This is a genomic window from uncultured Shewanella sp. (assembly GCF_947501665.1).
Taxonomy (GTDB): Bacteria; Pseudomonadota; Gammaproteobacteria; order Enterobacterales; family Shewanellaceae; genus Shewanella.
Genome location: NZ_CANMWS010000004.1, coordinates 1 through 12,714, shown reverse-complemented (window position 1 = coordinate 12,714; position 12,714 = coordinate 1). Strand labels below are relative to the sequence as shown.

The window sequence follows — 12,714 nt, the reverse complement described above, 5'->3', positions numbered from 1 at the left end:
AAATCATAATACTTTTTTCTAGGGTGACATCTTTGTTTCCTTGAAATTCCTTATACATTAACTTTTCAATTAGTGCGAGATAATTTTATTTAAATTTTGAGGGAGATCAATTAAAGTCTCAATTTTAACTGGGGAAAATCAAGTTGATAAATAATTATTGACAAAAATTTTTCAAGAGGATAATTTGACACTAAAAATGAGTTTTAGGCTAAAAAATACAAGTTTAATTAATGTTTTTATTGTGTTATTTATAAATTTTAAGTTAAGTTTTGTATTGAAAATAATGGCTCATATAAAATAGGCAAGAGAAAAAGTTAACCGAGTTGTGCGGGATATTTTTTATTTTGCTGATGATTGATATAGCTATACTGACCCTGACGACAAGGTTGTTGAATGGTAACAAGGATAATAAAGCGAAAAATGTAATTCCCCCCAATCTAACAGTAAGCGATGAAAATGTTTTTAAAATGATTTTTAGATCAACTTACTGATTAGTTTCTCTTGGAGGATAAAAAGAGCTTCGCAAAATTAAGAGGTTTTCAATGTGCATCGAAGGACATAGTTGAATGCGATATTTTTTTTCTATTGGGAACCGACAAAAGTTATATTTAGCCATTCAATCTAAGCAGCTAGTGAGTATAGCTTACGTCATCGCTACAAACTTAGTGCTTCTGGCAGGTGATATATTAAAATTTTCAGCTTCGATTTATGTGTTTGAAATTGAAGGCAGTGTCATGAGCTTTTCTTTGTTAGCCATTGCTGCGTTGCTACCTGGTTTTATCATATTTCCCTTGATTGGCGCCGCATTGGATAAGTTTTCAAAACAGAAGTTAATATATCTATCAATTTTTGTTTTTTGGTTAGCTTTGTTGAGCTTGAAGCTAGCTATTAACCACAATGATAGCGACTTTAGCTTTATTCTAGTACTTATGTGCGTCATCAGTTTTGTCGAAGCTTCGCTACAATTATCTTTGGCAAGCATTCTTCCCAATATTACGGAAAATGTAAAACTAGGAAAACTTAACTCATTAAATGAAATGCTACGTGCAAGCTCAATGTTCATTTCTCCAATTGTTGCCGCGGGCTTATTTTCTGTTATTTCTATGTCTGATTTTACACTACTTGCTCTCGTTATTTCAGCTATTTCGTTTTTAATCTTTGGAGTGTTTGCGATAGATGAATCTAAAGTTAATGCGCAAAAAATAGCTCATACAATAGGTCTTGTGGATGGATATAAGAGTGCGCTGCGTTGCATTCTTCGTCATAAAGGGTTATTAGCTGTACTGATGTTATTTGTTTACTCTAATTTCGCTAATGGCGTATTTTTAGTGCTTATGTTCCCATTAACATTAACATTAGGTTCTGTCGAAGACGCAGGCTTATATCGAGCCGCACTTGCACTGGGTATGGTATTAGGTGGGGTATTATTATCTCAATTTATTAATCGAATCTTATCTTATGTGCCTATTTTATTGGCCATTAGTGTACCGTTAGTCTTGATCAGTTTATTTGCCTTATATTCCAATAATATAGTTAATTCATTTTTACTGTTTTCGGCAGGTTGTGGGATTGCAATGGCCAATGGACTCAGTCAAACGCTCTGGCAACTCAATACTCCAGAACATTTACGAGGTAAAGTGTTTGCGCTTCGAAGATTGGTTGCTTTTAGCGTTTTACCTATTGCTTATTTATGTTCTCCTTTTATTACTGACGGCTTTCAACAATTGAATGCCTCTTTCGGTCACGAAATTGAATTGACAAGTGCAATGCAGTTTACATTGATCTCAACCTGTTTATTGTCGTTGACATTTGTCTTATTACAGTTAAGAAATATCAGCCTCATAAGAGAAACATTTAGTGCACTTGATTTGGAATCAAAGAATGGTATTTAAATTTAGCTTTGAGGATAAGTTAGAGAAGCTAAAAATCGTTCTCGTTAATAGTTTGGTGGCTTTCAATGTCAATCATTAAGCAAGTTAAACAAATGAATATAGAACAGCCATCACGGTCTTTACTTACTCTTTGAGTCTGACTTTGTCAAGTAGAACGAGTAGGGAAACGAGACAAAATTTGGCATATCGAGGGAGACATTTTTTAAATCAAAATGTTGAAATTAACAAATATTGTTTGTATTGATGGTCGTTGTTTTTTAGATGGTGCTCCTTAATAAGTACAAACTTGCGAACACTCTACATTAAATAAAATTAATCATAAAGAGTCTTAAATTTATGAAAAGGATATTCTACTCAAAATATTTTTCTCTAGCATTTTGTATTGCGATTCTAGTTCTAGGACTCATGAGTCTTTATAGTAACAAGATCCAGTTAATGCCAAATATAGAACCTCCTAAATTATCATTTCAAGTCCTTTGGCCAGGTATGTCTGAAGACTTTCTCATTGCTGAAATTGTTGAGCCCTATGAGAGCGTGATCCTTGGCAAGATAAAAAGCATTGAGTCGTTGAAAGTAAAAACATCTGACGAAAAGGTGTCGTTTGAGATAACGCTAAAGTATGGGAGTAACCTGACTGAAATAGAAAATAGGTTAACCGCGCTTTTAACACGCACTCGACCGCTGCCGCCAAATGTAAGGCCAATCGTATTTCGCCATGGAGGACAGAATGTGTCAAACCGTGTGGTGGGGAGTTATTTTATTACATCTGAAACTGGCTATTTTACTGATCAACAGCTCGATTTTATCAAGAATATTGCTTTACATCAGTTTAATTTGGTAGAGGGTGTCGAATCTGTTGAACTTAATCCACTGCTTGAGCGAGAACTGCAAATAAAACTGGATATGAGCAAGCTATTTCAAATGCAAATGAGTTTTGAGTTGGTAAGAGATACCGTTCGTAATCTTCTAATTCAACCTGTTTCTAGATTATATAAGAATGAAGATGTCATAACCGCTACTTTTCAACGCACAGAAACACTTGAAAGTATTAGGCAATTACCCATATCTACTGTAAATGGTTCTATAATCCGGCTAAATAATATAGCCGACATCTCAGTTAAGGCAATTAGAACAACGGCTTCAGTCCGTTTCGATGGTAAACCTGCAATTGCCATGCGTATTCTTCGAGAAAATACGGCAAATTTAATTGAAGTGCAGCAAAGTGTTGATGATATTTTAGCTCAAGAGCAAAGTGTGATGGCTCAAGCTGGCTTGACTTATAACTTATCCTTTGACACAGCTTTATTTATTACAAGAGCAATTTCTTGGGTGGTGACAACCTTGATTCTTGGTGTTGCGCTTACCACGCTGGTTTCGTTTTACTTTTTTAAGCGATTACAACCAACCATACTATCTTGTATTATAACGATACTATCCGTTTTTGGGATTTTTATTGTTCTCGCTTTAACGAATACTTCCATCAACGTTATTTCCTTGGCCGGTATTACTTTTGCGACGGGTATGTTTGTAGATGGTGTTCTCATTTACATAGAATATTTAGATCGAACCTCATCAGCAGATCAGGTAAACGAAGCATCAATACGAGCATCATTAAATAAGTTAGTTCCGCCTTTATTTGCGTCATTGTTGACGACCATTGTTGTATTTTTACCTGTTGTTTTTGGGAAGGGGGTTGAGGCTCAATTATTTAAAGGTCTGAGTATAGCGATAACATCAGGCTTAATTTTTGCGTTTGTGTTAACTGTTTTGCTAACCCCTATTTTTGCTATTTATTTTATGCCTAGTCGAAAAGCTCATACTCCTAGAGAATTTGGAATTAAACCTGTTGTTAAAGTCGTTGAATTTATTGTGGCTAACCAACGCCGAAGTAGAGTTGTTTTGGGGGGGGTAATATTCGCGAGTTTAAGCGCCTTAATTGTTTTTTTTCCTGCTTTGGGTTACTTACCAGAAGTTAAGAGAGATGCGGTTGATATTTATGTTCCGATAGCCTCCAATAAAACGATGGATTCAGTTAATAAGAATGTCGTTGAACCAATAAATGAGATTATTCAAAGTATTCCTAAGCATATTGAAGTGAAGAGTGATTACGTCATAGGGTGGCCCTTTTTTGTTACCGCAGGCGTTAGACTAAATGACAACAGCTTACTGACCGATTTAGAAAGTTATTTAAAAGAATCACTTAAAAATCAACTTCCTCAAAACAGAACCATTGTTATGCGAGGACAATTATTTGGAGGGGTTGAGGGCGGTAATAGTATCAAGGTTAATCTTTTTGTCAGTGACAAAAGTTGGTTATCACAACATATCAGCGAAATGCGCAGTTTAATTGAAAAGTCTATACCAGGTGTTGCATTAAACATAATGCCTAAATTAGAGACTCAGAAAACGGAGTTCGAATTTGTGGCCAATTTGCCACAATTGATTCAGTTGAATGTGACGAACATTGAAATGAAAAATGTGGTTAAAGCGCTAGGCGAATCGGATTTTATTGGAAAATGGAATAGTGGAGACGAAGTCTTAAATGCCTATATTTCAATTGAAAATACGAGCTCGAACATAAGCGAAATACCTTATGTCGCCTCTAATGGTGATAGAACATATCTAGGAGAAATGTTTACAATTGAAGAATTCAAAAAATGGGCATCATTTGATCGTCTAAATGGGATCCCTGCTGCCACAATTAACTTACGTATAACAGATAAAGCCCTTTCTGTTTCAGAGGTACTGGCTGTCTTAGAGAAAGAAATAGTGCCTAAGTTAAAGGAAATAATTGGAGCAAAAGGTTTGGTTAGTATCGAAGGCAGTGTGGCGAGCTTGACCAAAGCGAAAGTCTTTTTACTCGCCATGCTGTTATTTTCCTTGGTATCATTTTTTGTGATTATTTCTTATACCTTAAAATCAATGAGAAATGGTATTGTGGTTATATTTTCTTTGCTTCCTGCTATTGCAGGCGGTGTATTTGGATTCCACATTTTAGCCCTTTTTACACCTGCTGACTTCAATATACTCACTATGCTGGGCTTTGCAATTATGTTAGGTATCGTTTCTAACAATGCGATATTACTGATTGATTCTATTAGCAGACATAGCAAGGATTTGAATCATTCATATGCGATAGTCAATGGAGTAAAAGAACGGTTCAGGGCCGTTCTTATTAGCTCTGTTACTACTATTTTTGCAAGTATTCCGCTACTCCTTTTTCCATCGGATGCTTCAAGTATCTATCAAGGGATTGTTGCCGTCATAGTTGGTGGTATTTTTACTAATTTGTTAACAGTTACTTTTGTTTCCGCTAGTGCTGCAAATGTCTTGGTAGTTGGGCGCGGAGACATCGCGATCATGCACCCAACCCAACCCACCTCTTTAGAAAAGGTAGCCTAATGTCAAAATTTGTTAGTTTTTTATTATTAGTCATCATATCTCAACATGTTGCTAGTGTTGAAGTTTCTGACATTGTGCTGCCAGGGACAGTCTATTCTAAATCGAAGGTTCAATTATATGCTGAACAAGAAGGCCTGTTGACTTACGTATTGGATACTGGTGCCGGATTTAAAAAAGGAAATGTAATCGCTAAAATTGAGCAGGATAATGATAATCGGCAGTTGGTGATTTTGAATCGCCAACTAGCGTTAAAAAAGCAGATTATAGAGGAATATCAAAATATTATTTTCAGCTATAAAACGTTAGTTGAAAGTCATTCAGTTTCAGATGAGATGAGAGCACAGAAGCATATTGATTATTTAAATGCGGCTCAAGAACTCAGTATTATTGAGCAAAATATCCTTAATCTCGAATTTGTTATCGACAAAAAAAATATTCGAGCTCCTTATGATGGTGTTGTGCTTCAACGCAATGGCAATTTGAATGAATTTATCAATGAAGGTCAAAAAGTTGCGTTATTATTCAATCCCAAAAATATGTTTGTAAAAGTACAAATCCCTTATCAAAGCTTCGACAAACTGGATCTCTCGAGTGCTTATTTTAAGCAAAAAAATATAAAGGTGGATTTGCCATTAGATTATGTATTGCCACATGTCGATGCTAAATCAGGCACTGTGATCGCCAGCTTTAGCCTTTATGAACAGGAAATTCTCATCGGTCAGGGCTTAAAAGTCTTGATCCCAGCAAAAAAAATTTAGTGGGTAACTAACGATGATAAAAAAGTTTATCTCTAGAATTGGCAAAGAAAACGTTTATCAGTATATTCAGACTTCGCAGCAACGTTTACCCATTCAACAGTTGGAGAAAAAAGCAGATTTATGGGCTTCACTACTTGCAAACCAATTGGGAACCAATACAGAGCATTGGCCCCATGTCATACCGATAATTTCCCCGCGTTCCATTGATTATATTCAGGCGGTATTGGCTTGTTGGAAACTGGGAATTGGGGTTGCGCCTATATTTGAAGGCACACCACCTCAAAGATTAAACCACATTCTAAAAGAACTCAGCTGCAAATTTGTCATCAATCTTACGCCAAAATCAACAGAAAGCGAAGCACTGGACATATCCTTTAATACGAATGTTAATGCTTCTTGTGAACTCACTAACAGGCCGTCGATAAAAGCTGATATTGCCTACGTAGCATATACCTCAGGCACAACGGGGCTTCCAAAAGGATGCGTCATTGGGTTTGAAACCTTGTTACCTGTAGTGGATGTCTTTTGTCAATACTACGGCTTAAACTCTAGCAGCAGAATAACATTTAGCTCGAATACCGCTTTTGATGCCGCGATGATGGAATGGTTACCCGCCCTCAATTGTGGCGCGAACCTTTTTATTGTTGGCAATGAAGTTCTCTTGAATCCTCGAAGGTTAACCGAATTTTATTCGCTTCATCAAATTACTTTCTCTTGGTTACCGACTCCCATAGCAGAAATATTAATGCGAGACCCATTAGTTATTCTGCCGGAAAGTTTACAAGTTTTGCAAACCGCAGGTCAGCAGTTAACGACAAGGCCACCAACGCACTGGACAGTAAGGGTTGAGAATGCTTACGGTCCTTCAGAAGCGACAGTGATCACAACTTCAGGTTTCGTTTCAAGTGAGTCGGGTGCTTTGCCTGACATTGGGGTTCCGCTTCCGGGGATTAAGTGTGCGATTGTTGATAATGATCTTAAGCCCGTCGCGCAAGGTCAGGAAGGAGAGCTCATTATTTATGGTATTGGAGTTGGGCGAGGATATATTAATAAAAAAATCAAAGAAAATAACAATTTTGTATTATTTACTGATCGAATTGGTGTTAAGCACAGATCTTATCGTACAGGAGATCTATGCAGAGAAAACCAAGCACAGAAAATAGAATATGTCGGTCGCATAGATAAACAAATAAAGTTGAATGGTTTTCGAATTGAAGCTGGCGAAATAGTGTCTCATTTAATGGGTCTCAAAGGCATAAAACAGTCTCATGTTGTGAAGCAGCAACTTGGTCGAGGCGAAGCCTTAATCGCCTATATTGTCGTTGAGTCAAATAAAGGCGTTTCTGATTTAGAGATAAAAACGTTTTTAGAAGAAAGGCTGCCTAGCTATATGCTCCCGTCCCATTTTATTAGACTTGAATGCTTGCCATTAACACCCAATTTGAAACTGGATGAGTCTGCTTTACCCAAACCGATATTGGAAATAAAACCTGCTGATGACTCGATAGAAAGTCTTAGTGCTAAAGAAGCGAAGTTTCTCAATCTGTTTCGCACACAATTAGGTTTGAATATTGATTGGGAGGACGATTTTTTTCAGCGTGGAGGGAATTCTGTTGCGGCAATCTCGATAGCGGCTCAGGTGTATAAGTCATTTAAACTGCATTTACCGTTTGAGTTGTTTCAAACTCTTGGTTCGCCAAATAAGATTTGGTTTGCAATAAAGAGTAATACTTACTCAACAACTGAAATTAATACTAGAAATATAAATAAGTCTACTCTAGGTGGATATTTTGACGTTGCTCTTTCATCCTCTCAGCGTTCAATATGGTATTTAGCGAACATGAACATAGAGGATAAAGCATATCATGCTAAGTCTCAACTTTGTCTATCAGGTAAAGTGGATGGAAAAGCAGTAGAGCATGCCCTTCAGAAAATTGTTGAGCGACACAGTATTTTCAGAACCGCTTTTGTTGATGGGCAAGGAGAAGGTATTCAACGGGTTTATGCAAACTTCAAAGTGGTCCTACAAGTCTTTGACTTCTCGACTCTGGACCCGAATGTCAGTGCTGATAAGTTAGATGAAGTCATTAGCAATAAGTTAAATCAACCGTTTGATTTGTCTGTGCTCCCGCTTGTGCGTTGGGGGTTGGTAAAAATGCCTAATGGTAAAAATATTTTGGTGCATATAGAGCACCATCTCGTGCACGATGGCTGGTCATACAATTTATTTTTAGAGGACTTTCTATTTTATTATGCAAAATATATCGAAAATAGTGATGAACAGAGAGAAAAGCCTACACAATATGCGGATTTTTGTATCACTCAATTGAAATGGCTTGAAACGGAAGAGGCGGCCTCACAGCTTGAATATTGGCGACGCCAGCTTCAAGGGTCGAGCAAAATGACGAATCTGCCCACATTCCCTACGAGGAGCGATGACACCAGTCAAGGAAAAACCATTCGAGTTCAAGTTGAACGTAGTATGTGGTCTAAAATTGAAAAATTTGTAGAGCGAAGAAAGGAAGCCCCCTTTAGTTTCATGCTTGCAGCTTTTCATGTGATGTTGTCCCAATACTCTGGTGATAAAGACATTAATATTGGTTCTGCGTTTGCTAACCGTCAATGGGAAAATGCAAACTCTATTATAGGTATGATGATTAATACGGTTGTTTTACGTAATGCTTATGATGAATCAACGACTGTTCATGAATTTTTAAAAATGAGTGCGCAATGTGTGTCTAAAGCGCAGAAGAATCAAGCTCTCCCTTTTGAACATCTTGTTCAACAGTTAAATCCTTCTCGAGAGTTTGCGGTGAATCCATTTTTTCAAGTGTTTTTTGGTTTTCATGATTCACCAATGCCAGAAATGGTCATACCTAATATTCAGGCTGTACAAGCTTACGAAGCAATAGACAGTCACGCGGCTAAGTTTGATTTATCAGTGATCGTTATTCCAAGGAAAGGTCAGGTGGGTGACAATGATCCTGTGCATATGTTATGGGAGTTTAAAACCGCTCGTTTTCCTGAGTGGTTTATAGAGAGCATGATGCAGAGCTATCTGAAAATACTTAATTTGTTTTTAGAGCGTTGTTCTAGTCTTGTTTGTGAGTTACCGGTGGATGCGCCAGTGATTTGTGGTCCAAAATTAAAGATTCAAGAACAAACTGTATTTGAACAATTTAAGAAGAAGGCTTTACAATTCCCTAACAATAAAGCCGTAACATGTTCAGGACAATCAATTACTTATAGTGAGTTGCTTCAATGTGTAGAGGCTAAAGCTTCTTTATTATCTTCATTTTCAATGAGTCTAGGTGAGTATATAGGGATATGTCTACAAAGAGGTGTCGATAGTGTTGCTTGGATGTTGGCTTGTCAAGCCGTTGGAAGGGGCTATATTCCAATTGATCCTGATTACCCCAAAGAACGCATTGACTATGTTATCAAACAAAGTGGTATTCAATATGTCGTCACTGCTGATAACCACTTTGATGTCAGTCCCGTTGCACCTGATGCCAGTAGTCATCAACCGTTTATCGAGCCGTTGGTTAACTCAACAAATCCTATGTATTGTATATACACCTCGGGAAGCTCCGGGAACCCTAAGGGGGTAGAGATAAGCTATGGTGCATTTGCTAGCTTTTTAACGTCCATGTCCAAGGAATTTTCTATTGGCAGTCATGACACTTGGTTAGCATTGACTTCATTTTCGTTCGATATTTCAGCTCTTGAGCTATTCCTTCCTCTGTCTCATGGTGCAGAAGTGATCTTGGCTACGAATGAAGAAATAAACGATGTCAACGCATTAATGTCATTCTTACATGATGCTAGAGTCACTTACTGTCAAGCGACGCCAAGCATGTGGAAAGTGTTACTCTTATCAGGTTGGAAGCCTCTCTCCTCTCAGACAATTTTATGTGGTGGAGAACCTATGGATGTAACTTTGGCGCAAGGATTAAGTCAGAATGGAAATCTTTGTTTCAATATGTATGGTCCGACAGAAACAACGGTTTGGTCGTCTATGAAGCGTATAGAGGTGAGCAGTCAAACGCATTCTTTTAGCTTAGGTAAACCGATTGCAAATACTCAGTTTCATGTCCTAGACGCTAACCTTGCACCAGTCCCAAAAGGCGCAATTGGTGAGTTATGGATCAGTGGACGTACCTTGGCTAATGGTTATTTACACAACACAAGCTTAACGAATGAACGGTTTATATTATCACCTCAGACAGGGCAGCGAATGTACCGAACAGGTGATTTAGTCTGGATAGATAATCATCTTGAACTTCAGTTTGTTGGGCGAATAGACCAGCAAGTAAAACTATCTGGCTTTCGAATAGAATTAGAAGAAATTGAGCAAGTTTTAAAACGACATCATGGTGTTACCCAATGTGCGATTGTTGTTCGTGAGTCAAATGATGTTGAGCAATTGGTTGCTTTTATGCAAACAAATGGCACAGAGCAGGACATGATTGAGGTTTGTCGCAACTCTTTGCCATCTTATATGGTGCCTAGCCGAATTGTTATTTTAGATGAGTTACCTCTCACTCCTAATAAAAAAGTGGATAGAGGTGCTCTACCGCAAATAGACACAATAAAGTTGATTAATGACTTAAAGCTAACTCTGGTAGAAAAGAGTTTATCAGATATCATTTGTCGTCATTTAAAAGTTAAAGATATTGATATTTTTGCGAGTTTTTACGCTCTAGGCTGTAGTTCGTTAATGGCTATGAGAATATGTGCGATAATCGAACAAGAAATGACCTTTACGATTCGAGCGATGGATTTTCTTCGCTTGGGTTCCGTGCGAGCCGTTGCTAGCTTCCTTGACTCTACTGCTAAAGATATCTCTGATGTTGTGGAGGAGCTGACGATATGAACGTAAGTGTGTTTTTGATGGAGCTTTCCAAACAAGGCGTTTCTGTAAGGGCTGCAGATAATCAGTTAAAAATAAAATCAAAGAATAGCCCTATTCCTAACCAAATAGTTGAAAAACTAAAAAAACATAAAGAACTGATACTTAACTACTTGGCTGAGATTAAAATTGAATCCCTGGAACTAGCCCCATTAGATGCTTTTGTAAAAAAGGGGGGAATTGAGATTTCTGCTTCTCAAAAAGAGTTATGGCCAGTATATAAGTTATCAGGCGCAGAGCATTACAATATTCCACTTTGCTATGACTTAAAAGGTGAATTAGATGTTGCTCGTTTAGCGTCTGCACTGAAGTGGGTGTATAAAAATATCGATGTCTTACACTGTGTTTTTAAAGAAGCCGATGACAAGGTGTTAATGAAGCCTAATTATTTGAGCGAATGGGACGTTGATGTGGCCAGTGGGAATGAGAACGATATTCAAAGAACGCTCAAATATGAAACGGAGCGAAGGTTTAATTTGTACTTCGGTCCACTTTTTATTGCTAAAATAATTAATATTGCTTTTAATCATTCCGTATTAATACTCAACTTCCCGCACATTATTATTGATGGCATTTCTATCGATATTTTGTTTAAAAAAATAGTTAAAATATATAACAATGACAATATTGTCCCTCCTGAGTTTGGTTATTTAGATCTCATTCAATTGCAATTAGGTGATAGTCGTGAGCAAACTTATTGGGAGCAAAGGCTCGATACATGTAAACCCCTTAGTTTACACTCTATTTCACTTCCTCTAAAAAGTGGAGTTCATAATCGATTTTACGTATTGAGCGAAAATGAGAATGTTGACTTAACGCAAATGGCTAAACAATCTCAAGTCTCGTTATTTAGTGCCTCTTTATACTGCTGGGCAAAAACGTTATGTGAATATGCAGGTCAAGCTGAAGTCGTGCTCAGTTCACCACACATGAATCGTAGACACAATCAATCAGGGGACATAATTGGCCATTTAGCGCAACTTATTCCAATTCGATTTCACTCCAGTACTTGCTTAGCCGATTTTCAGCAACAATTGCATTGTGATTTTTCTGCTAATGTATTTGACCCATCATCGTTTGATGAGGCAAATCGGTTCGAGGATGTAAATTTGCTTTTTCGACAAGTGGTATTTTCTTGGCAAGAAGAAACCAATGACTTGATTGAAATGGCTAATTTATCAATATCAAGGCGAGATACACGTTCTTTTAAATCAAAATTTCCATTGAGCCTTGCTTGTTTTTCATCGAGTGATGGGATCAGGTTAAAATGGGAATTTGATCCTAGTATATTGAGCGAGTCAACGATAGAGCGGCTCGAATTTTTGTTTCTATCGAATATTCGAGGTGAAAAGCCGAGTTGGCCTAGAATGCCAAGCTGGGCAGAAACACCCAGTGTATTAGCGGCTTTTTCAGAGCAAGTGACGTTACAAAAAGAGCGAATGGCTGTTCGCACAAGTCAAGAGGGGATAAGCTATGGCGCACTTTGGCTGCAAGGTGAACAGATTGCTAAAAGCCTCCATCATTTCGGTGTTAAACAAGGTGATGCAGTCGCAGTAAGTTTACCCCATTCGTTAGATTTAAGTATTGCGTTAGTCGGCATCATGATGGCGGGAGCTGTGTATGTCCCTTTGTCGCAAGATGCCCCTGAGCACCATATCAAAACAGTTATTAATCAGAGTGGCTTGAGCCTCTGCATAGGTCAGCCCTTAAACAGTAAAGAAGTGAAGTTCTATTCGATAAAAACCCTATT

At 37.7% G+C, this 12,714-nt stretch carries 5 protein-coding genes; all 5 read left to right on the top strand.

Going from position 1 to position 12,714, the window contains the following annotated elements; all coding sequences use genetic code 11:
• Positions 1-566: 566 nt before the first annotated feature.
• Positions 567-1,892 carry an MFS transporter gene (locus tag Q0976_RS03695; RefSeq protein WP_299491101.1) on the top strand — a complete coding sequence of 442 codons (1,326 nt, stop codon included), beginning with the start codon at positions 567-569 and terminating at the stop codon, positions 1,890-1,892.
• Positions 1,893-2,228: 336 nt separating this feature from the next.
• The gene (locus Q0976_RS03690; RefSeq protein ID WP_299491099.1) at positions 2,229-5,294 is read left to right on the top strand and encodes an efflux RND transporter permease subunit; all 3,066 of its coding nucleotides are present in this window, start codon (positions 2,229-2,231) and stop codon (positions 5,292-5,294) included.
• Complete coding sequence (locus tag Q0976_RS03685; protein ID WP_299491097.1) at positions 5,294-6,052, top strand: HlyD family efflux transporter periplasmic adaptor subunit; 759 nt, start codon at positions 5,294-5,296, stop codon at positions 6,050-6,052. The genes Q0976_RS03690 and Q0976_RS03685 overlap by 1 nt, the downstream gene beginning before the upstream one ends.
• 13 nt (positions 6,053-6,065) lie before the next feature.
• Positions 6,066-10,928 (top strand): non-ribosomal peptide synthetase, encoded by a 4,863-nt coding sequence (locus Q0976_RS03680; RefSeq protein ID WP_299491095.1) that lies wholly within the window; start codon positions 6,066-6,068, stop codon positions 10,926-10,928.
• On the top strand, positions 10,925-12,714 hold a 1,790-nt coding region (locus Q0976_RS03675), incomplete at its 3' end, for a condensation domain-containing protein (protein ID WP_299491093.1). The genes Q0976_RS03680 and Q0976_RS03675, both read left to right, overlap by 4 nt.

What these genes read in the sequence shown, in the direction of transcription:
- Q0976_RS03695 (WP_299491101.1), top strand. Translation starts at nt 567, where the DNA reads ATGCGATATTTTTTTTCTATTGGGAACCGACAAAAGTTATATTTAGCC.
- Q0976_RS03690 (WP_299491099.1), top strand. Translation starts at nt 2,229, where the DNA reads ATGAAAAGGATATTCTACTCAAAATATTTTTCTCTAGCATTTTGTATT.
- Q0976_RS03685 (WP_299491097.1), top strand. Translation starts at nt 5,294, where the DNA reads ATGTCAAAATTTGTTAGTTTTTTATTATTAGTCATCATATCTCAACAT.
- Q0976_RS03680 (WP_299491095.1), top strand. Translation starts at nt 6,066, where the DNA reads ATGATAAAAAAGTTTATCTCTAGAATTGGCAAAGAAAACGTTTATCAG.